Below are 21,564 nucleotides of genomic sequence, written 5' to 3'. Positions count from 1 at the left end.
GCTGGCTTGGCATCCGCGCAATACACCGGATCCGGCGCATGCCTGGCTGCGCACGTTGGTCCGCACTGTTCTGGGGTCGGGTGATCCGGTGACCGGGACAGCGCGTGCGGACAAGGTTCGGCGGGTCCCACTTGGGTAACTGCTGGGCAGAAACCTGGCGCTGACCGGCAGTTGTGGCGCACTCTGGGAAGTGCCGGTGTGGTGGTCGGGCCGGTGCGGTGGGACGGGTTAGATGGGTGGTCCGCATGCAGACTAAGCGGCGAACGGATATACGGTGTGGGCGCCGGACAATGCTGTCCGACCTGGGGATTTCGGATGGTTCGGAGCGAGTGGAGCCGGCCGAGGACAACACCGCACCCGGTTATGGCTGCCGCTGTGGCCGCTGCGCGGACGCCCAGTGGAATACCCAGCGCCTGAAGTACTGGCTGGCCGCCCGGTTGCTCGCGTTCGGTGCGAACGAGGCGGTCGTCGACCGGCGGTGCGGACCGTTGACCGTCGATGTGTGGTGGCGGCGTGGCACCGAGCAGTTCGCGATCGAGGTGCGTTCCGGGCCACTGACTCAGGAGCTCGCACAACAGCACACGGATCAGTTGAAGGCCCTCGGATATGCCGGTGTGCTGTGGCTGTGCGCGCCCGGTTTCTGGGTGGCACAGCTGCCCGCGCTCGGTATCGCCGATCTCGCGCCGGAGTCGTGTGAGTATCGCGCGACGAGCGGCATGCTCGACCTGGGGTCCGAGGGTTTGGTGGTGCCGGGGGAGCGCCCGTACGAACTGCGTGAGTTCCTGCGCGAATGGGTGGCGGGTGAGGTCGCGTGGGGTTACCGCGATCATTTGAGGAAGGGATGGGCGGCAGTGACCGACTGGGAGAAGCACACTCGGACACAGGCGCTGCTGCTCGAACAGCAGCGGCAGGAGCTGATCCAGCAGCGCACCGCGCTCGCGGTGTCCCGGCAGGCGGTGCGGGATAAGAAGCAGCAGCTCGAGCGCGCGCACGCGCGGATGGAACGCACCGCGGCGAAGGCCCGTGAGCAGGCCGAGTCGGTGGCGGCGGTCGGGCGGCGGATCGCCGATCAGGAGCGGGTGCACCGCGCGCTGGAGGACACCATCCGCCGCCTGCACAAAACCATCGACAACTGGCAGGTGGTGACGGTTTTCGTGATGCTGCTGCTGGCCACCTTCATCGCGGCCACCATGTTCATCAAACCTTGACCGGTGCAGGCGCTTTCGGCTGCGGCTGGTTCGCGGCCGACAGTCGGAACGGTGCCCGCTCCCACCGCCATTCGTGACGGACGGTGAGCGCCAGCAGGTCGAGTGGTTCGAGCCCGTCGGCCTTCAGCTGCCGCAGCGCATCCCGGCGTACCGGGCCCTCGGCGAGCAGTTCGGTCAGCCGGTCGCGGACCGCCGCGGCTACCGGGTGGGCGGCGAGTTCCGGTTCGCCCACTGCGCTGCCGGTCCACAGCAGCCAGCCCCAGCCGTTCTCGTGCGCCCACTCCCGGGCGGCGCGCGCCTTCAGCCGGTTCACGTGGAAACCGATATGCCCAAGCGGCTGCACATCGATCAGCGTCCGGCGGCCGTCGGCGAGTTCGGCCACCAGGGTCGGGAAATGCAGATGCTCTTCGTCGTCGACCCGGTATCCGACGGCTTCGGGATATTCCTGGAAGGTGCGGATCCGGTCGTCGGTATCGAGCAGCCGCATCAGGCGCGCCTCGAGCCCGGAGTCGAAGCCGATATCGCGACCCGGTTTGTGCAGATAGAACCGGCCGCGCCCGTCGTCGTCCAGATCGAACGCTCGCGCCGCGGTGGTAGGCAGTGCGGTCGGCGACCCCGATCGGGCGGGCCAATCGATCCGGTGCGGCCACGGCGCGGGCGGCCCGGCCGGGGGGCCGGTCTCGCGCAGCCGTGACAGCAGATGGTTGGTTTTCTTGCGCCAGCCCACGATGCGCTGGGTGACATACCCCGCCACGCGTTTCGCATCGGTCGCGTCGTGCCCCGCCAGGCGCAATTTGAGATACGCGAGATCGTTCACGGCGATATCACCATCGGTGGCATAGGTTTCGGCCAGCAGCGCCCGCGTGAGCACCGAATCCCGGGTCCCCACGGGGTAGCGCCGGGCGTATTCCGGAACAGGTAGCCGCCCCGAGCGCGCAGTGTGCCGCAACAGTTCGCCGACAGCCTTGGTGTGCAACTGCCGGGCCCGGTCGCGGGAGAAATCGAAGCGGGCCCCGATCCGCGTCAGCGTTTCGGGCCGCTCCCCGGCGATACCGAGCCGGAACCGCAGGATGGCCGCGGCGCGTTCCCGATCGACCCCGTAATCGTCGACGAGTGCGCCGAGCGCGTGCGCGCACTCCTCCAATTCGAAGGAGAGATGATCCCGCAGATCATCGGGAAAGTCCGTCGCGTCGTTGCTCGCATTCCCGGATGCCTCGGCACGCACCGGCTCCGACTGCACACACACCCCCTTCGGGACCCCGGTTCACCGACCGGCTCGCGTTCGTGTGGGCCAGCTTAACGGCGGGCACCGACAGCGCCCGGTACAGCCACGGATGCCCGAAGCGGAGGTATCGGCCCGCCGCCGCAGATCCGGTCGCTGCCGTTGCCGTGTGATCTAATGGGATTGCCGAGAAAATGCTGATAGAGGACCGATCCGGGCGACGCTCCCCGCAGCGGCCGTCCGCACCGGACGCCGACCGCCGCCGGAATGTCAGGTTCACTCCACGGGGCGCCGGCGTGCCGTTCCGACCGTCCGATGTGGAGGCGCTCGTGCTGCATACCGATATACCGACCCGCGGTGAGATCACGGCCCTTGCCGATGTCACCGACACCTGGTGCGTTTCCATCTACACGCCCACCGAATCCGATACCGCCGACCCGGACCGCAACCGGATCGCCTTCTCGAACCAGGCCCGCCGAGTACTCGACCTGGTCACCGATGCGGAGGCGCGCGCCGCGCTGGAAGAAGAATTCGACGCCTATATCGATGATGCCGCGTTCTGGCGTTTCCAATCGCGCACCCTCGTGGTGCTCGCGACGCCCACCCGTATCCGCACCTTCCGGGTTCCGAACCAGTTGAATGCCTCGGAGACCGTCGGTAACCGCTTCTACCTGAAGCGGCTGCTACGCGCCGTGACCTTCCCGCAGACCGCTTTCGTTCTCGCCCTGGCCGAAGGTGGCGTCCGGCTGGTGGAAGTGAGCGCCGATCGCCCCGCCCGGACCGTGCCGGTTCCCGGCCTGCCGACCAGCGCCGCCGACCATGCCGGTAAGGCGAGCCTCGGCGATCGCGCCCCGAAACGCCGCGTCCAAGGCGACGAAGGCCGCAAGATGCGGGCGCGGCAGTTCGCCCGCGCCGTCGACACCGAACTGCGTGATCTGCTCGCCGGTCGCGACACCCCGCTGATCCTGGCCGCCACCGAACCCATCAATTCCCTGTTCCGCTCCGTGAACAGCTACGACAATCTGCTCGACGAAAGCATCCCCGGCAACCCCGAACACACAACCGACCACGAGTTGGCCGACCGCTCCCGCGAAGTCCTGGACCGGCACTACGCCGCCCAACTGGCCGATCTCGTCGATCTGGTAGAACTCCGCCGCGGCGAGGGCCGGGCCGCCACCGATGTCTCCGACCTGGCGCGGGCCGCGTCCGCCGGATCCGTCGACACCCTGCTGGTGGACATCGATGCCTCGGTCCCCGGCACCGTAAGCCCCGAGGGCGCGGTCACCTTCGCCGATTCCGCGGCCGACGACTCCCCGGGAATCCTCGACGAGATCAGCCGCCGCGTCCTGCTGACCGGCGGCGAAGTCCTCGCTATCCGCGCCGCGGACCTCCCCGACGGTGCCCAGCTCGCGGGTATCCTCCGCTACGCGCCCTAGCCTGGCCCATATCGACCCCGGAAAGCGGAAAAGGCATTTTCGATACCCTCGAAAATGCCTTTGACCTGGTAATACAATGGTGCGCGATACTGGGATTGAACCAGTGACCTCTTCCGTGTCAGGGAAGCGCTCTCCCGCTGAGCTAATCGCGCGAGGTGGAGACGGGAATCGAACCCGTGTGCACGGCTTTGCAGGCCGTTGCCTCACCACTCGGCCACTCCACCGCGCAAAGGGGGAAGGCATTCTATGCGCCTGGCCCTACCTCTCGAGCGGATGACGGGATTCGAACCCGCGACCCTCACCTTGGCAAGGTGATGCGCTACCAGCTGCGCTACATCCGCATTTGCATCCTCGGTGGCTCGCTGTCCTCCGTGGTGCGAGACAGAACATTAGCCGACGTACGCCGCAACCTACAAATCGCCTGGTAGAAGGGCGTGAATGACAAGGTTGTCATTCACCCGTCCCGGGAACGGTGGGAGTTGTTTGCGGATGCCGCCGATAAGCCGCCTCGGTGCCGCGCGGATGCTGTCGAAGCGTTGTCAGCGCGCCACCGAAGTGAATGACATGGGGGTGATTTGGTGGCGGGTGGGTGGTGCGTGTTAAGGTTCCATCTCGTTCGGAGGGCATCGAAAGACGCCACCGAGTAGCTCCCGGTCTCATAGCTCAGCGGGAGAGCGTCCGCCTCACACGCGGAAGGTCGCTGGTTCGATCCCAGCTGGGACCACTCGAATACGCCCTGATCTTCGCAGGTCAGGGCGTATTTTTGTGTCGTCTGACTGTTCGGGAAGTAAGGTCGCGATTGACCGCTTCTTACCCCGGTTTCCGGTCTCTGTCGCACGTGGATCGCACGGGAATCGGGCACGGTTCGGGCCCTGATGGGTGGTGGTCTGCGCGTAGGTGAGGCTGGCTACCCGCCTGCCTCGATAGGGCCTGCCCTTCTCGCGTAGAGGCTCCGCGGTCAAGGGTGGCGTAGCCGTCACGTAGTGACGCCGATAGGCGCTCTTGACGGTGGAGGGCGCGGGAACACAATGCAGGCCACCAGTCGGCTGGGCCACGCGGCCGGAGGTCGCGGGTTGGAAGTAGAGGTCAGCGCTGCTGCACCCGGTCGGTCCATTGACGTCCGTCGAACCAGCGCAGTTGTGCAGGATTCAGGCTGTCCGGGTACCAGCCCGGCTGTGCGGTCATGGGTCGTTGCTGCTGGGGAGGTTGGTTCGGCTTCGTAATCGTCACCATCACAACTACGACCACAGCCGAGACCACAAGAACGAAAAGAACGAAGAGCGCTACGTACAACACGAGACGTCGTCCTGTCATCCGGCTTGTCCGTTGCCCATTCGCGGGACCGGAGCCGGACCACAGCCGGTTGACCGGGCTGGGTGCCGGCCGATTCGTGTGCGACTGCGGGAGGTAAGCCGGGTGGGGCTCTCGTCGTGTGCGCACTTCTCGGTTATCGAAAATTCAGCAATCTCGGATCGGTGGGTGTCGGCGTAGCGTGCGGCCGACGCACCGGCGCGCCGGACGGTGAGGTACGAGCAAGGCCGCTGCGCGCCGTAGTGCGGCGGCGGCGCGCAGCGCCGTCGCCCTTGAACCTATATAGCGAAATTCGGCAACTGCTCGCGGAAGGTGCCACACGCCAAAAGAATCGAGGGCATGTTGGCTGCCGACTGGGGGCACAGTGAAGGCGTTGCGTTCGATTCCGAGCCGCTGTATGTCATCGCAAACCCGTCCTTGCCGGATACCCTCGTGGATCGGGCCGTGTCCTGTTGCGCTGAGTCAGGGCTGCGGTTCGAGGTTCACGCGGAACACGTAGGATTCGTAGCGGTTCTCATGGTCGACTCGCGCTCGACGCAACGTCGTCGCCGCCTGCTGCTCAGTTCTCGAAGGTCACCTCGGGGCCTCCATTCGACGGTGGACAGTTCCGCGTGCTCGGTATGGGGCCGGACCCGCCCTCGACCGGTGTCGATCAGTTCTTGGCGGCGTCAGTTGTCGATCGTCCGAGCGCTGATATCGAGATCCTCGGCGATCCGAGCGATCGAACAGCCGGCCGCGACGAGGTCAATGACCTTGCGGCGAAAGCTCCCGCCGATCCGGGGGTGCATCAACTCGTCAATTGAATACCGATGACAACGATCCGGCTCAGAAGCCGCGTTGTCGCGTTACTGGGGACCGGTCACTACGATAGTGGCATGGCGGCTTCGTTCTCAAATGGTCTCAACGGTACCGAACCCCGGGCCGGTAGACGGAATCTCAAGGGTGATATGCGAGAGCAAGCGATCCTCAAGGGGGCCTATGAAACACTGCGCACCGAGTCGATGCGTACGGTTTCGATCGATGACCTCACCAAGAGCGCAGGATTGTCGCGATCATCCTTCTATTTCTATTTCGAGTCCAAGTGGCAGGTGCTTTCGGCGCTGCTGTCGAGCGTTACCGACGATGTTTTCAAAGCATCCACCATGATCTTTGATCGGCCGGCCGGAGTTCCACCGGAAGTTGCGATAGAGCATGCGGTCTCCGAAGTGATATCCGTATGGGAACGGCACGGTCATATTCTTCGCGAAGTTGGCGATGCTGCGGCGGCGGAACCTGCCTTACAGGCGCAGTGGGACAAAATCTTGGGTGGATTCATCGATGCTGCCGCCGCTGCTATCGAGCGCGACAGATCCGCGGGTGTGGCTATCGATGGTCCGCCTGCCCGCTCCCTCGCGGCAGCGCTTATGTGGATGGGGGAGAGAAACCTCGGTCTGATGAGCATGCGCAGCGCGAACGCGATCCGCATGGAAGATATGGTGGAGACGGTTACGACCGTATGGCTGAGAACAGTGTTCGGCCTCGAATACGCGGGAACCTCGAAAAAGACCTGAGCTTTTTCAATTCCGGGTAACGCCGATTCGAATAGATCGATCGCAGCGAACCGGCTTCAGAAGGAGCGGTTCGCTGCGATTGGTATATGTATTCATTTGGCTATTGCTGTTTGCACAACGTCAGATCTGGTGAAACTATCGTGCTGTGCAATTCGGCAGAGAGCGGCCCTACTGCTGTTGATCCGCAGCCATCTTTGCCATGTTCAATCCGGGCATGAGCATGTGCCCGCCATCAACGAGCATCTCCAGTCCGGTCGTCCAACGCGACTCCTCGGATGCCAGCCACAGTACGGCTTCGCTCATGGCGCGCGGGGGGAGCAGGCCGACGTCGCGCAGGACGGACCAGTACTTTGCCCCTTGGAGATCCTCCTTGACTCCCTGTCCGGGGCCCTTACCGGAACAGAGGTCATATCCGCCCTGCCAATCGAGCGCAGGAGTGTCACTCGGCCCTGGGAGAAGAATGTTGACCCTGATTCCGTACTGCCCGAACTCGAGTGCCGCACTCTTGGCGAGCCCGATAACGCCGTGTTTCGAGGCGACGTAGTGCACATAGTGCGGTGATCCCTCTACGCCGTTTCCGGAGGATGTGACCACAATCGATCCACCACCCCGCGCCTTGATCGCCGGCGTGACAGCTTTCAATGTTCGCCATACTCCGGTGATGTTGACGTCGAGGACCGCCGCGAATTCGTCTTCGGGAATATCGGCGAACGGGCGAACTGTCCAGATTCCGGCATTTGCGACGGCAACATCCAGGCCGCCGAATGCCTTCACACCCTCAGCGACCAGGTTGTCGATCGAGGACTGCTTTCGGACGTCTCCCTCGTGCGCAATGATACGCCGACCCAATCCCTCGACCTCTTTGACTGTGATCTGGAGATCTTCAAGCGATCCAGTGGGATAGGGGAGTCCAGTGTCGGATGGGCAGTCGAGGGCAAGAATATCAGCCCCTTCTTCGGCGAGGCGGACTGCATGCGCTCGCCCCATTCCACGTGCCGCTCCTGTCACCAGGGCGACTTTTCCATCCATTCTTCCCATTATATTCTCCTCTTTGAGTGGGATTTTTCGTAAACTATCTCTGCTGTGCAGTGTTGCCGGAACCCGGTGCGCTGAGCATTCTGATTATCTCTGTGTAGGGCGCATCGAGGCATAGCAAATACAACGATCAAGACTACGTAATGGTGACATCCGAAGGATTACAATGCGATTTCCGTCGGAGTGATCAGCTGTAGAAGAACGTTGATTCCAGGAGGCTCGGTCCAGATATGATCCGAGCCGGCGATCTGAAATGGCGCACTGACCGCATCGGACCGGCCGGGCCCTCGGATAGTGCATCCGCTCAGTTCGACGTCGCTCAGGGCCGTTCCGAACCGGAGAGCAATATGATCTATTTTCGCCGATGCACCTCCGAGCGCGCGGTCGAGGATCTCCGGCTCATCGATGGTGTACAGCTCGATCTTTGCCGAGGCCAGGGCGAGGAAAGTTGCACGGATATCGAGCGAGGGAGCTTCGAACGTGGATGCGACGGAAACCCCGAATCTGCTCTGCCACTGGGCCAGTGTGTGTTCCATATCGCGAACCAATATGCCTACGTGATCAAGACGCGGAAACTGCTCTTCGGCCCCGATAGCTGAATCCAATGAAAGCTCCGACATTGTCATTGGCTTCCGGCGGCAACAAAGTTCGGTGCGACTCCCTGGCGAGGTTCAGTCCAACGCTGGGTGATCACCTTTGCCTTGGTGTAGAAACGATAAGCGTCATAGTTCAGTCCCTCATCACCGAATCGTGAGTCGCCCCACCCGCCGAATCCGAACCACGAAATCGGCACCGGAATAGGGACATTGATCCCGACGCTTCCTGCTCGTACATTGTGGGCGAATCGGCGACCTGCTACTCCGCTCGCGGTGAAGATCGACGCGCCGTTTCCGTACGGGCTCGCGTTGACGACGCGAAGAGCTTCCTCGAGATCGTCGACGCGGACCACGCTGAGGACCGGGCCGAAGATCTCGTCCTTGTAGAGGTCGCTGTCGGTCCGGACGTGGTCGACAAGACTCGGGCCGATGAAGTGCCCCGCGGCCTCGGTGCTGTTCTTCCGACCGTCTACGACGACGGTTCCGCCTTGGTCGGCAGCTGCATCAAGGGCACCGCGGACTCGTTCGATGGCAGTCTCTGAGATGAGTGGCCCCATATCGGAACCATCCGCGTTTCCCGGCCCCGTCCGGAAGTCCTCGGCTCGGCGCGCTGTCTTGGCAACCAGCTGGTCGGCAATGTCTCCAACCGCCACTGCCACGGTCACTGCCATGCACCTCTGCCCCGCAGCGCCGTATGCGGCCGATACCAACGCATCCGCTGCCGCGTCCAGGTCGGCGTCGGGCATGACGACCAAGTGATTGTTCGCTCCACCCAGTGCCTGCACCTTCTTGCCGGCCTCGGCTGAGCGGCGGTAGATCTCACGGGCGACCGGAGTGGAGCCAACGAAAGAAATCGCGGAGACGTCCGGATGGCTGATCAGTGCGTTCACTGCGTCGACACCTCCGTGCACGATGTTGAAGACACCGTTGGGTAGGCCGGCTTCAGCGAAAAGCTGCGCCAGTCGCACAGAAGCCGATGGCACCTTCTCGCTGGGTTTGAGAACGAACGCGTTGCCGCACGCGATCGCTGCCGCGAACATCGACACCGGCACCATAACGGGGAAGTTGAACGGCGTGATGCCGGCACATACTCCTAGCGGTTGACGGAAGGAGTATGTGTCGACTCCCCTGGAGACTTGTTCTGCGAACTCGCCTTTGAGTTGTTGAACTGCAGACGTCGCAACCTCGACGGCTTCGACAGAACGGGCCACCTCGCCCCTCGCGTCGGCAAGAGTCTTTCCTTGCTCCGCGGTGATAATGGATGTGAGCTCTTCGGTGTGTTCCAGCAAAAGTGCGCGAAATGCCAGAAGAATCGTCGCCCGAACGGGGGTCGGCGTCGACGCCCACGCTTCCGCTGCGCTTCGCGCGCTGGCAACAGCCTCGTCGACCACGTCAGCGCCGCCCAGTTCGACCGTTCGCAATGTATGACCTGTCGCTGGGTCCACGATTTCCGATTTTGTCGCGCCTGTATAACCCACAGAAGCGCCACCGATCCAGTGCGGAACGGTTTCGAGATGGACACCGTTTGTAGTCACAGAAACTCCAAATTAGCGAAGTGGCGAATTGATGCTCGAATTGTCAGGCTTGCGTTTCCCGAGGGTGAGGCAGCTCGGGAAACATTTCCAGGCCGTAATTGGTCTTGAGATTCTCCACCTCCGCCGCGAGCTGTTCGGGAGTGCGCAATTCCCGATCGCGAGCTTCGTAGAAGTACTTGTCGATGCCGCCGCCGGGCTCGAAACTGCCGGCCGGTCCCGGCACAAACACGACGAGAATCCTCGCCTCTTCTCCGACGACCTCATAAGTATGCCGCTGATCTTTACGTCCCCATACAAACTGTCCGGCGCCGGCACTGTAGGACCCTGCTTCAGTGTGAATCTTGATTTCACCGCTCATCACGAAGAATCCCTCTTCTTCGCGGTGATGCATATGCCAGACCGGTTCGGTTCCACGAACCCAGTTCGTCTCGATGACGATCAGCTGACCTTGGGTAGTTTCTCCGGTCGCATGAATCCAGAAATCCACACCAGTCATGAAATCGCCGGTCATAGTGAAATGCACATCATCGCGGTGAGAGACATAACTCTCCCCATCTCGGGTCGTCGACGGCTGGATCTGATCGACACCGGACTCGATGGTCATGGGGGTCCTTTCGTTCACTCGCCGTGGCGAGTAGCTGAGGTCTGGCTTGATAGATGTGAGACTAGACTCAGTGTTGAGTAAAGTCAACGAAGTGTCCAGAGTTCTAGAAACCACTGTTGGGGCGCGGTCTATCCGGTAGGGGCGGCCGATGCTGGAGGGGTTCGAGTATGCAATAGACACAGCGTTGACAACTATCGACATTGCGTGCAGAATGCCTTCACCCGCATGCGCTGCAGGCATCATGCGCGGAGGCCGTGGGGTCTACGACTCTGATAAGGACTGATGACGTTGCGACAAGAAGCGGACAATCGCCGCGTGGACGATCGTGCGGTTCGATAATGGAAAAACTAGATGCTCAGGTGCGAGAACTGCTCACGGCACTTTCTGAAAATTCACCAGCACTGCCGTGGGACGTATCGATTTCCTCGTACCGCTCGGCTGGTGAGAAGTTGGTGGCGTTGGCAGGTGAGCCAAGTTTCGAATGCGATGTGAGAGATTTCGAAATCCACCTCCCCGGAAGGGCAATAAAGGCGCGCAGTTATCGACCGAAAGGCGCGGTGGGTGCTGTACCCGGCGTGGTCTACTTTCATGGTGGCGGATTCGTCAGAGGTAGTCTCGAATCACACGACAGGTTGTGCCGGGAGTTGAGTATCCGGGGCGGGTTCAGTGTCATTGCTGTCGAGTATCGACTCGCTCCCGAAGCGACCTTTCCCAGCGCTCACGACGACGCGATGGACTGCTTCCGCTGGGTGTCAGATCACTCCGATGAACTGAGTATCGACAGGGACGCACTGGCGGTTGCCGGTGACTCGGCAGGAGCGATGCTCGCGGCGGCGACCGCAGTAGGCATTCGGGAACGCGCCAACGGTGCAATGGTGAAGGCGCAAGGTCTTCTGTGCCCGGTGCTCGATGCGACCCTGACCAGTACTTCTGTCGAGCAATACAGTCAGGCGCCGATCTTGCCACGCCCCGTTCTCGAATGGTGTATCGATCAGTATTTTCCGAATGTACAAGCTCGACTGTCCCCGGCCGCATCACCCTTGATGAAGGAAAGTCTGGCGGGGGCCCCTCCTGCGCTTATTTTCAGCTCGGAAGTAGATCCGGTGTCAGATGATGCTCGGCGATACTCGGCCGGATTGGAGGCATCGGGTGTCGGGTCCGAGCTCTGCGAGTATGCGGGGATGCCGCACAGCTTCTTTCTGCTGGCCGGCGTGCTGGAGGAGGGCGAACGCGCCATCGTCTGCTTCGCAGAGAAGCTATCCAGGTTGCTGCGCTAGGAGGCGTGGACGGCAGCCGTTGGTGACGGCATAGCGGTCACTGCGGGGTCTCGGTTCGCCCCCGATGGGGCTCGATCGGGGCAGACGGATACGGGTGCCGTACCGCTTCGACCCCGGTACATCGGGTACCTGGTCGAAGCCCTCTACCCCGGTGCCCTGACGGCCGTGGTATTGGTCAGTCTGGGTCGATCCCGTGAACACGACCGACTGGGGCCGGGGTTCGATCGGCCTGGGGGGATGGTCGGCGCTGCGTTTCGAGAAGGCCGCCAGATTTGATGGTGCGAGGATGATCCGGTTGTGGCGGTCCAGGTGCATGCGGGCCCGGACGCGTCACCCGCGCACATGTCCGGCATCTCCTCAATTCGCCGGCTGCTACGAATGCGCCGGGCGGGTATGTGCACAAGATCGCCGATTTCACTTCGCCATAAGACGGCGGGTGATGAAGGCGGCATCGCGATGATCGATGAGCACGCCGGCGAATCACTACTCGACCTGGCGGAACGCTCGATCATCGGTGAGCGTATGGTGGCCGAACTCGAACGGTTCGCCGCTGCCCGTGGAGCACCGAACTTCTGCGGTGCGATATCGCCTGTGAGCCGAGTTCGGTTGAGCTGCACTCATTGTGCCGGAGCAAGATCAGCACTTTCGAGTACGACGGCCCAGCAGGGGGCCACACCGGGCCGATCTCCCTGCTGGGCCGATCCTGCCGATATCTCGCCTGTGGTCTTTCATCGGGTACCGAGCACGCGAGATGTGCAGAGGTCCAGACGGCAACACCTCGCTACCCGCGCGTGCACTTTCTGTAGCGAGAATTCATGGCCGCTGCTTCGATCGAGGCAGCGATCGGGTGGCAACGTGGCGGCGGTAGAGACACTCCCCGAGATCACGAGCGTGTCGACATACCCAATGGCAGCTGTGGCAGGCGGTCTCAGCGAGAAACTCGAGCTCCGTCGACAGTTCCTGTCGCGTCGTTGAATACTTTAACCACGACCTTCCCTCTGTTCTCGCCTGCGAGACTACGATTGAGAGTGTGCCGCGCATTCTCCAGGCCGTCGACCACAGTCTCCTCGGTGCGCAGGGCGCCTACGCTGAGATCCTGTGACAGCTGCCCGATGATCTCGCCGTACCGATCCACATGATCGAAAACGATGAAACCTCGCAGGGTGGCACGCTGCATCAGTAGCTGACTGAGATTGCGTAGACCGCGTTGGGTGTTGGCGGCATTGTAATCATTGTATTCAGATATAAGGCCGCAAAGCGTGATTCGCGCACCGATGTTGAGCCGATCGAGTACGTAATCCATGATTTCGCCGCCTACGTTCTCGAAATCCACGTCGATACCTGCGGGTGTGGCTAGATCGAGTTGCGTTTTCCAGTCATCGGCATATCGATCGACGCAGGCATCAAATCCCAACTCTTCTACCAGGTATCGACATTTTTCGGCACCGCCGGCGATCCCGACGACTCGGGCTCCCCGTCGCTTCGCGAGCTGGCCGGCGACGGATCCCACTGCTCCCGCCGCGCCTGATACGAAGAACGTCTCGCCCGGCCGCGGGTCCCCGAACTCGACCCCGAGGAATGCCGATATTCCGGTGTGGCCCAATACTCCAACGAATGCGGGGAGCGGGGCGGGCAACGGATCGGGTAGGACCGTGAACGGCATATCCTCACTCGCTGTATCGGCCACGCAGTAGTCCTGCCAACCTGTCAATCCCACAACAAAAGCGCCGACAGGGAGATCCTCGCGCATGCTGGCTACTACCTGCCCTACGCCTGCTCCTCGCATCACCGCGTTGAGCTCGACTGGAGGTATGTAGGAACGCATTGCGCTCATCCACACTCGATTCGTGGGATCTACAGATAGATAGTGCGTGCGGATGAGCGCCTGCCCTTCGGAAATCTCGGTGACCGGCTCTTCGGTCCACTCGAGATTCGCCGCTGTTACTTCTCCCTCTGGTCGACTCCGCAATCGATAGAGCCGATTGGTCAGTGTGCTCATCACGTCTCCTAAAGCCAAGTGCAAGGTTGATATGTGGAATGCCGCCGCCGGGATTCACGTCCGTAGTCGATGCGCGGCGGCTCACAGGCCGAACCAGACCCTGAGACTAGACTCACAGTGGATAATAGTCAACATATTGTCGATTTGTGGCTATGCGACTCGTAGCGACTATCGACACTGTGTTGACTATCACCGACACTTCGGGCATTCTCTGGCTTTACGGCGACTGGCACATCGGTCGTGACCAGGCCGCACCGAAGGAGGCGACTGTGAGTACACAAGCGGAAAATCGCAAGGTAGTGGATGGTTTTTGGGGCGATCTCGATGGTGGACCGCCGACCGGGGCAAAGCTCGAGGACTGGAAGGACTGGTTCGCAGATGACGCGGTCTGGGAAATGCCGTTTGCTCCCGAGCCGCTCGCGAAGTCGGTTCCCGGCCGCGCGCTGATCGGCCACTTCGTCGACTGGTTCTTCGGATCCGTTCCCGATCTGGCGATCGATTCGCTGGTCGTCCACGACACGACAGACCCCGAGCTCTTCGTTCTCGAGCTGCACGGTCGGGCAACCGTCGTGCAGAACGGGAATATCTACGCGAACACCTACTGCACGCACATGCGGATCAGAGACGGCAAGGTCGCTTTGATTCGCGAGTACTTCGATCCGAACATCGTCGAACAAGCCTTCGGCAGCGAACTCATCGCCGAAGGCATGTCGAAAGTCATGGCCGCCGCGGGCCTGGAGGTCACCAAGTGAAGCTCATCCCGGAATTTTCATACACTGCGGAGCTGGGTGCGCCGCAAATTGTCGGCCCCGGACCGTACGGTCTACGGCAGGTACTTCCTGTGACAGGCGGGACTGTCACAGGCGATCGGCTCAGCGGGCATGCAGCCATCGGCGGCGGCGACTGGCTCCTCGCCGGCGATGATGGATTCGGGCGATTGGATGTTCGCGCCCAATTCAATACGAACGACGGTGCCGTCATCTACATGAGCTACCAGGGACTGGTCGAGGTCACCGAAGCGGCTGAAGCCGCCCTGACCGGGGGGGATTCGAGTACGAACTTCGGCGATCACTACTTCGTTACGACTCCGCGGCTCGAGTGCGGTGACCCCAGGTACGGCTGGGTCAACCAGACGATCTTCGTCGGACAGGGTCGCATCACACCGGGTCCCGTGATCGAGTTCCAGGTCTTTCGTGTAGCCCTCCAGTAGCACGGACCGGACAACCAGTGGGCCGCACATTCTTCTGCAGTTGTGATGTGCGGCCCACGCTTCCATGCGGCCGTGTTTCCCTGTGCTTCTCCTGGCCCTCGCCAGGGCGACGAGAATCTGATTCGAGCCGGTCGCATTCACAAGGGGCGGACCAAGCCGGCCGGTTCGGGCCGCACGGTTTCTCGAGTGGCGATTCGTCGATTCCACTCACGAGCTTCTGATCGATCGAGCCGGCCGAGCCGCTGTCGCCGAGGTCGAGTTGCCTCGTGACGTCAATCAGATCCAACAAGGAATACACCGATATGTCTTCGAATCTCGCAAACAATCTCATCGATACTGCTCGTCACCTGGGCGATCGGCCGGCGATCAGACTCGACAGCACCACGCTGAACTATTCGGAACTCGAGCGAGCGGCTGCAGCTGTGGCGGGCGATCTGCAAGCTCGGGGCATCCAGGCCGGTGATCGCGTCGGCATCGTGCTGCCGAACGTGCCGGCGTTTCCGATCCTCTTCTATGGGGTCCTGATGGCGGGCGCCGTAGCGGTCCCGATGAACCCCCTGCTGAAGGCCCGCGAGGTTACGTATTACCTGGAAGACTCCGGGATGTCTCTCGTCTACGGCACTCGGACAGCGTGGAACGTGGTGTCGGAAGCGGCACGCGGGGCGGGCATTCCAGCGTTCCCGGTCGATGACTTGGGTCCGACCGCAGCGGATCTTCTCGGCTGCCCGGTCGCCGAACCTGTGACGTGCAGAGGGGATGACACCGCTGTGCTGCTCTACACCTCCGGTACGACGGGCAGTCCCAAAGGCGCGGAACTCACTCATGACAACATGTCGACAAATGCTTCCACCACCGTCGATACTCTCATCCGGACAACTCCTGATGATGTTGTCCTCGGATGCTTGCCACTCTTCCATGTATTCGGTCTGACTTGCGGATTGAATGCCGTGGTGAAATCGGGAGCCCTGCTCACGCTGATTCCCAGGTTCGACGCAGAAACCGCCCTGCGCGTTCTCGTGCGGGATAACGTGACGGTTCTGGAGGGCGTCCCCACCATGTACTCGGCGCTGCTGAATTCGGCCGATGCCGATTCCGCAGACCTCTCGAGTCTCCGCTGCTGCATCGTAGGAGGCGCACCGATGCCCGTCGAGGTCTTGAAATCCTTCGAGGAAAGGTTCGGGTGCGAGGTATATGAAGGATATGGGCTTTCGGAAACCGCGCCTATCGCTTGTTTCAACCAGCCCGGAATGCCGCGCAAGGCCGGAACGATCGGAACTCCGGTTCGCGGTTGCCTACTTCGCCTGGTCGATGACGACGGTAATGAACTGGTCGACCCCGATGAGCCCGGAGAGATCGAGATCAAAGGCGAGAACGTCATGAAGGGATACTGGGGCCGCCCAACGGAGACCGAGGAAGCCATAGTGGACGGCTGGTTTCGTACCGGGGACATCGCAACGCGAGATCGCGAGGGCTACTACAGCATCGTAGACCGGAAGAAGGATCTGATTATCAGAGGCGGCTACAACATATACCCACGCGAGGTCGAGGAGGTGCTGTACGAGCACCCGGCTGTTGTCGAGGCGGCCGTAATCGGCATCGAAGACGCGCATCTCGGGGAACAAATCGGAGCTGCTGTGTCACTCAAGCGCGGCGCGCATGCCGAGGCTACCGAAATAATCGACTTCGTGCGGGAACGGATGGCGGACTACAAGTATCCTCGCCGGGTCTGGTTCGTCCCCAGCTTGCCCAAAGGCCCCACGGGCAAGATTCTACGCAGGAGCGTTGAACCCCCCGCCTGACGCCGACATCATGGGGCTGGGCACGCGGGGTGCAAATATCGTGTCGTCGGACGTTGTCAGGCCGGCAGTCGGAACAACCGCTCGTCACGTTCTTTCCGGGGGACCCCACCGGTTACGTCGCACGGGTCACCTCGCCGATCCGCAGGAGCTGCGCCTCGGATTCAACCTGGCGCCGTATGGCATGGCCACGGCCCGCCTCCGATCGGGACGAGTTCGTACGGGTCGCCGCCCACTGGTTCGGCCGACTGGAGGAGTGAATGCCTTACCGACCGTTGTGGGATATAGAGGCAGTACCACCCCACTTCGTGGCCCCCGTCCGCCCGGCGCACGGTCGCCTCGCCGGGGCAGCGACCACGTCGTGCCCCATCGGGCGGATTGCAGGTGGCTGCCGCATTGAGCAAGCCGGCGGTTCGCGGGTCAGCGCCGACGGCCTCCAGCCGGAGGTGAGACCCTGGGTGTGGCTACTGTGGCTGCAATGAGCGCACGGTTCGAAGAACTGGGATGGCAGCAGACACCGATGGGCGAGATCAGCCTGCGCCGCCGGTTCGACCCCACCGCGCGAACCGATATCTTCGAGGTCAAGCTCGACGACGAATACCTCATGTCGAGCCTGTTCACCGTTGCCGAGCGAGAACTGGCGCGCCTGGGCTTGGCGCGGACACGCGGCGAACAGCTCGATGTGCTCGTCGGCGGCCTCGGCTTGGGCTACACCGCGCGAGAAGCATTGACGGAGAACAGGGTTCGATCGGTAACCGTGATCGAGTACTGCGACGCGGTCATCGACTGGCACGAAAGGGAATTGCTGCCGGACACCGCCGGGTTGGCCGCTGATCCACGAATCAGTCTGGTGTGCGCGGATTTCTTCGCTGCTGCGGCGAGTGCGGCGGGATTCGATCCGGGTAAACCGGGCCGGGTCTTCGACGCGGTCCTGCTCGATATCGACCACTCACCACGCCACGTGCTGCACCGGCCCCACACCGACTTCTATACCCCGGCGGGTTTGCGCGCGGTCTGCGCGCACCTGGTTGCGGGCGGCACGTTCGCACTGTGGTCGGACGAGGCGCCCGACCAGGAGTTTCTTGCGGCTTTGGAGACGGTGTTCACCGATGTCGAAGCTCAGCCGGTGCAATTCGACAACCCGCTCACCCGCGGCCGGTCTTCGGCCACGATCTACCTTGCCTCCACACCATGACAGCGATTCGCCTGCCTGGCCGGCTGTAGTTCTACGACCGGGGCCGGCAGGCCCACGAATCGGCGGGTCGCGGCCTTCGGAGGGGGGAACTGCTGTGCAGGAGAGCGTGCCGCCGACAGGGGACTCGATGTCACCGAGGCAACCGGCAGGCGGTTTTTCCCGAGATGTCCCTGTTGCTTCGGTGTTGTGGGCAGCGTGGATCGGTACGCGACACCGGCGCTCAGGGGCGATGTGCGGTCGCCGCGCCGCGTGCGGTGAGCAGGTCGGTGAATTCCTCCGCGTAGGCGAGCTGGCGGCGCAACCGCTCGCAGCTGTCCTCGGCCTTCGCCCGGCATTCGCTCAGGAATTCCGTTGCGCGGCCACGCTGCTCAGCGCCGGCTGTCGGGTTGTCGAGGGTGTCGAGTGAGTCCAGGAGCTGTTTCATCTCGGCGAGGGTGAAGCCGAGTGGTTTCATGCGCCGGATCACCAGCAGCCGTGCGATATCGGCGTCGGTGTAGAGGCGGAAACCACCCGCGCTGCGTGCCGACGGTGTCACCAGTCCGGCCTCGTCGTAGTGGCGGATCGTCTTGATCGACAATTCGGTGCGGGCGGCGACCTGGCCGATCTGCAGGTGTGCGCGGGTGGTTTCCTGGGGCATCTCAGTGTGCTCCGGTGAGGTGTCCGCTGAGGCGGCCGTGGCGTTCTTCGGAGGCTTTGTTGAGTCCGATGATTTCCACGTTCTTGCCCTTGGCCTTGTATTTTGTGGTGATCGCGTCCAGTGTGGCCACGGTCGAGGCGTCCCAGATATGGGCTTCGGACATATCGATGATCACGTTGTGCGGGTCGCCGATGTAGTCGAACTGGTAGATCAGGTCGTTGCTGGAGGCGAAGAACAGCTCGCCCCGGACCCGGTAGACGCGGGTGTCGGTATCACCGTCGGCGTCGATATCGGCTTCGCCCACCTTGTCGACCTGGGTGAAGTGGGCGACCCGGTGCGCGAAGGCGACCATCGCGGTGAGGACCCCGGCGACGACGCCGTAGGCGAGGTTGTGGGTGGCGACGGTGACCGCAACCGTGACCACCATGACCAGGGTTTCCGCGATCGGCATCCGCCGCAGCGTTTTCGGGGCGATGGAATGCCAGTCCATGGTGCCCACCGACACCATGATCATGACCGCGACCAGTGCCGCCATCGGGATCAGTGCGACCACGTCGCCGAGGCCGACGACCAGGATCAGCAGGAACAGTCCGGCCAGGAAGGTCGAGATCCGGGTGCGGGCGCCGGAGGATTTCACGTTGATCATGGTCTGGCCGATCATCGCGCAGCCGCCCATGCCGCCGAAGAATCCGGTGACCACGTTCGCCACACCCTGGCCCCAGCCCTCGCGGGTCTTGTCGGAGTGCGAATCGGTGATGTCGTCGACCAGTTTGGCGGTCATCAGCGATTCCATCAGCCCGACCAGGGCCATCGCCAGCGCGTAAGGGGCGATGATGCCCAGCGTTTCCAGGTTCAGTGGCACGTTCGGGATGAGCAGCGACGGCAGGCTCGACGGCAGCTCGCCCTCGTCGCCGACATTCGGCACGTTCAGCGAGAACACGACGACCGCCGCGGTCAACAGCACGATCGCCACCAGAGGTGCGGGGACTACCGAGCTCACCTTCGGCAGGAACACGATGATCAGCAAACCGACGGCGACCATCGGATACACCAGCCACGGCACGCCGAGCAGATGTGGCACCTGCGCCATGAAGATCAGGATTGCCAGCGCGTTGACGAATCCGATCATGACGCTGCGCGGGATGAACCGCATCAGTTTCGCCATGCCGGCAAGGCTCAACGCCACCTGGATCACGCCCGCCGAAATCACGGTGGCGATGAGGTAATCCAGGCCGTGCTCCGCGACTACCGGTGCGATGACCAGCGCGACCGCCCCGGTCGCCGCGGAGATCATGGCCCGGCGGCCGCCGGTGATGGCGATGGTCACCGCCATGGTGAAGGAGGCGAACAGCCCGACGCGCGGATCCACCCCGGCGATGATGGAGAACGAGATCGCCTCCGGGATCAGCGCCAGCGCCACGACCAGGCCGGCCAGCACCTCGGTCCGCAACCGTTTGGGGCTGCGCAGGGCGGCCAGGACCGAACCCTCATCGCTGTCGGGTCGATGTGTCGTCGACACCATCGGCTCTCCGTTCCATATGGTCGAGCGCACGCGGGCGCGACCGGACGAGTGCAGCGCTCGCCGGTGAGAAGTTCGAGAAGGAGACCGAGCGGGAAGCTCGATACGGATCGAATCCGATTCCGCCCGGCCACACTGCCGGAGGGATCGAGGTCAGCAATCACTCAGCGAAAGAAACAGTACCCTCCTGTCAGGGGAGAGTTGCAAGCTCCGGTGGCGAACCGTGTTCGATGTCTCGTTTCCGCGTGGATGGAATGCGGGCGGTGGCGACCCGTCGAGCGTGTCATCGGCCATGTCGACAATCCGTTCGACCCGAGTGAGGACTGGGCTGGCCGATAATAAATAATAATTTAGTATTGACACCGTTGGGTGTGGTCGGCGACTCTGATCGAAGCGAAGTTGCCCAGCGAGACATCGAGGTCACATGCAGGTCAAGTGGAAGTGGGGCGCCATCTTCGGCGCGGTGCTGATAGCCGCGACCGTCGCGGGCTGCGCGGGCAAAGTGGGGGAGAACGGCCGTGTCGGGGTCGTCTACTTGAACGCCGAGGGGTACTACGCCGGAGTCGCGCGGGGCTTGAACGATACGTTCGCCGAACAGCCCGACGCACCGCAACTGCTCGCATCGAACATCCAGTCGGATGCGTCGAAGGAGAGCACGTTCGTGGATACGGTCGTCTCGGTGAAGGCCGACGCGCTGATCATCTCGCCGTCCTCCGCCACCGCTTCCGTTCCCGCATTGCGGCTCGCGCACGAGAACGGTGTCCCGATCATCTGCTACAACACCTGCGTCGAGGATGCCGCCGCCCAGGAGCTGGTTTCGGCCTATGTGCTCGGCGATCCCGAAGAATTCGGCGCCGCCTCGGGACGCCAGATGGCGGCGTATTTCAGGGAGCAGGACATCACGGCACCGAAGGTGGCGGTGATCAACTGCGAACAATTCGAAGTGTGCGTCCAGCGCCGGATCGGCTTCGAAGAGGCGCTCACCGCGGAAGTTCCCGGAGCCACCATCGTGGCCAACCAGCAGGGGCTGACCCTCGACGAGGCCGTCCAGCGTTCCGAACAGGTCCTCACCGCCCAGCCCGATATCGACGCGTTCTACGGCGAGGCCGGCTCGCAGATGATCGGTGCGGCACGGGCTGTCCAGGCCCGGGGTAAGGCCGGTGAGGTGGTCGTGTTCGGCGGCGATATGTCCACGCAGGCGGCCGGAATGTTGCGGGACGGCACCATCCTCAAGGGCGTCACCGATATCTCCGGCATCAAGGTCGGCGAACTGGCGGGCCGTGCGGCCGTCGACATTCTCGACGGCAACCCGCCCGCCGAACTCGTGATCCCGGCACCGGTCGACGAATACGTCGGCGCGCAGGCCGGCGGGGACTGGATCGAGACGCATCCGGACGGTATCCCGTGACCTCCGTGCCCGCTCGTGACCCGCAC

19 protein-coding genes and 4 tRNA genes are annotated in these 21,564 nt (G+C 62.7%); 11 read left to right on the top strand and 12 right to left on the bottom strand.

The genetic code is table 11. From position 1 onward, the window contains the following. The first annotated feature begins 290 nt into the window (after window positions 1–290). Window positions 291–1,208 carry a hypothetical protein gene (locus ON22_RS16560; protein WP_231507923.1) on the top strand — a complete coding sequence of 306 codons (918 nt, stop codon included), beginning with the start codon at window positions 291–293 and terminating at the stop codon, window positions 1,206–1,208. Here ON22_RS16560 and ON22_RS16555 read toward each other — a convergent pair. Then, complete coding sequence (locus tag ON22_RS16555; RefSeq protein WP_231507924.1) at window positions 1,198–2,448, bottom strand: sigma-70 family RNA polymerase sigma factor; 1,251 nt, start codon at window positions 2,446–2,448, stop codon at window positions 1,198–1,200. The genes ON22_RS16560 and ON22_RS16555 overlap by 11 nt on opposite strands. Window positions 2,449–2,726: 278 nt before the next feature. On the opposite strand from ON22_RS16555, the gene ON22_RS16550 reads away from it, so the two are divergent. Next, entirely contained in the window at window positions 2,727–3,866 is a 1,140-nt protein-coding gene (locus ON22_RS16550; RefSeq protein ID WP_231507925.1) for a baeRF11 domain-containing protein, read from the top strand. Between the two features lie 77 nt (window positions 3,867–3,943). Here the strand turns inward: ON22_RS16550 and ON22_RS16545 are convergent. From ON22_RS16545 to ON22_RS16535, 3 genes are all read right to left on the bottom strand, one after another. Next, window positions 3,944–4,018 (bottom strand) — tRNA-Val (locus tag ON22_RS16545). Between the two features lies 1 nt (window position 4,019). Continuing rightward, window positions 4,020–4,090 (bottom strand) — tRNA-Cys (locus ON22_RS16540). A gap of 44 nt (window positions 4,091–4,134) precedes the next feature. After that, a tRNA-Gly gene (locus ON22_RS16535) sits at window positions 4,135–4,207 on the bottom strand. A 311-nt stretch (window positions 4,208–4,518) separates the two neighbouring features. Here ON22_RS16535 and ON22_RS16530 point away from each other — a divergent pair. Continuing rightward, window positions 4,519–4,590 (top strand) — tRNA-Val (locus ON22_RS16530). Window positions 4,591–4,952: 362 nt separating this feature from the next. Here ON22_RS16530 and ON22_RS36725 read toward each other — a convergent pair. Beyond that, window positions 4,953–5,051 carry a DUF2510 domain-containing protein gene (locus ON22_RS36725; protein ID WP_157170414.1) on the bottom strand — a complete coding sequence of 33 codons (99 nt, stop codon included), beginning with the start codon at window positions 5,049–5,051 and terminating at the stop codon, window positions 4,953–4,955. 746 nt (window positions 5,052–5,797) lie between these two features. Between ON22_RS36725 and ON22_RS16520 the strand changes: the two genes are divergently transcribed. Together ON22_RS16520 and ON22_RS16515 are read left to right on the top strand one after the other, a co-directional pair. Beyond that, on the top strand, window positions 5,798–5,980 hold the full coding sequence (locus ON22_RS16520) for a hypothetical protein (RefSeq protein ID WP_156052191.1): 183 nt from the start codon (window positions 5,798–5,800) through the stop codon (window positions 5,978–5,980). Between the two features lie 72 nt (window positions 5,981–6,052). Continuing rightward, the gene (locus tag ON22_RS16515; RefSeq protein WP_033241522.1) at window positions 6,053–6,727 is read left to right on the top strand and encodes a TetR/AcrR family transcriptional regulator; all 675 of its coding nucleotides are present in this window, start codon (window positions 6,053–6,055) and stop codon (window positions 6,725–6,727) included. 168 nt (window positions 6,728–6,895) lie between these two features. Here the strand turns inward: ON22_RS16515 and ON22_RS16510 are convergent, their stop codons facing one another. From ON22_RS16510 to ON22_RS16495, 4 genes are all read right to left on the bottom strand, one after another. After that, entirely contained in the window at window positions 6,896–7,765 is an 870-nt protein-coding gene (locus ON22_RS16510; RefSeq protein WP_174375595.1) for a mycofactocin-coupled SDR family oxidoreductase, read from the bottom strand. 158 nt (window positions 7,766–7,923) lie between these two features. After that, a complete protein-coding gene (locus tag ON22_RS16505; RefSeq protein ID WP_231507926.1) occupies window positions 7,924–8,382 on the bottom strand; it encodes a VOC family protein in 459 nt (152 codons plus the stop codon). 2 nt (window positions 8,383–8,384) lie between these two features. Beyond that, a complete protein-coding gene (locus tag ON22_RS16500) occupies window positions 8,385–9,893 on the bottom strand; it encodes a CoA-acylating methylmalonate-semialdehyde dehydrogenase (protein ID WP_033241524.1) in 1,509 nt (502 codons plus the stop codon). Window positions 9,894–9,936: 43 nt separating this feature from the next. Next, entirely contained in the window at window positions 9,937–10,497 is a 561-nt protein-coding gene (locus ON22_RS16495; protein WP_033241525.1) for a cupin domain-containing protein, read from the bottom strand. A 338-nt stretch (window positions 10,498–10,835) separates the two neighbouring features. Between ON22_RS16495 and ON22_RS16490 the strand changes: the two genes are divergently transcribed. Beyond that, the gene (locus ON22_RS16490) at window positions 10,836–11,774 is read left to right on the top strand and encodes an alpha/beta hydrolase (protein ID WP_033241526.1); all 939 of its coding nucleotides are present in this window, start codon (window positions 10,836–10,838) and stop codon (window positions 11,772–11,774) included. Between the two features lie 928 nt (window positions 11,775–12,702). On the opposite strand, the gene ON22_RS16485 is transcribed toward ON22_RS16490, so the two are convergent. Further along, window positions 12,703–13,773 (bottom strand): NADP-dependent oxidoreductase, encoded by a 1,071-nt coding sequence (locus ON22_RS16485; RefSeq protein ID WP_051157707.1) that lies wholly within the window; start codon window positions 13,771–13,773, stop codon window positions 12,703–12,705. Between the two features lie 179 nt (window positions 13,774–13,952). On the opposite strand from ON22_RS16485, the gene ON22_RS16480 reads away from it, so the two are divergent. From ON22_RS16480 to ON22_RS16465, 4 genes are all read left to right on the top strand, one after another. After that, window positions 13,953–14,525 carry a nuclear transport factor 2 family protein gene (locus ON22_RS16480; protein WP_231507927.1) on the top strand — a complete coding sequence of 191 codons (573 nt, stop codon included), beginning with the start codon at window positions 13,953–13,955 and terminating at the stop codon, window positions 14,523–14,525. Continuing rightward, complete coding sequence (locus ON22_RS16475) at window positions 14,522–14,983, top strand: DUF3237 domain-containing protein (protein WP_033241527.1); 462 nt, start codon at window positions 14,522–14,524, stop codon at window positions 14,981–14,983. Before ON22_RS16480 ends, ON22_RS16475 begins: the two co-directional genes overlap by 4 nt. Before the next feature lie 302 nt (window positions 14,984–15,285). Further along, window positions 15,286–16,782, top strand: coding sequence for a long-chain-fatty-acid--CoA ligase (locus ON22_RS16470; protein WP_033241528.1), 1,497 nt, complete (start codon window positions 15,286–15,288; stop codon window positions 16,780–16,782). Between the two features lie 475 nt (window positions 16,783–17,257). Next, complete coding sequence (locus ON22_RS16465; protein ID WP_033241529.1) at window positions 17,258–17,974, top strand: polyamine aminopropyltransferase; 717 nt, start codon at window positions 17,258–17,260, stop codon at window positions 17,972–17,974. 220 nt (window positions 17,975–18,194) lie between these two features. On the opposite strand, the gene ON22_RS16460 is transcribed toward ON22_RS16465, so the two are convergent. Together ON22_RS16460 and ON22_RS16455 are read right to left on the bottom strand one after the other, a co-directional pair. Next, on the bottom strand, window positions 18,195–18,611 hold the full coding sequence (locus ON22_RS16460) for a MerR family transcriptional regulator (RefSeq protein WP_033241530.1): 417 nt from the start codon (window positions 18,609–18,611) through the stop codon (window positions 18,195–18,197). A gap of 1 nt (window position 18,612) precedes the next feature. Next, entirely contained in the window at window positions 18,613–20,133 is a 1,521-nt protein-coding gene (locus ON22_RS16455) for a SulP family inorganic anion transporter (protein ID WP_174375594.1), read from the bottom strand. A 421-nt stretch (window positions 20,134–20,554) separates the two neighbouring features. Between ON22_RS16455 and ON22_RS16450 the strand changes: the two genes are divergently transcribed. Continuing rightward, window positions 20,555–21,538: a substrate-binding domain-containing protein gene (locus tag ON22_RS16450; protein WP_033241532.1), complete on the top strand. Its 984-nt coding sequence runs from the start codon at window positions 20,555–20,557 to the stop codon at window positions 21,536–21,538. The last annotated feature ends 26 nt before the right edge of the window (window positions 21,539–21,564 follow it).

This window comes from Nocardia carnea NBRC 14403 (assembly GCF_000308515.1).
Taxonomy (GTDB): Bacteria; Actinomycetota; Actinomycetes; order Mycobacteriales; family Mycobacteriaceae; genus Nocardia; species Nocardia carnea.
Note: the sequence above shows the minus strand (reverse complement) of the source record. Positions and strands in the feature narration are given on the sequence as shown.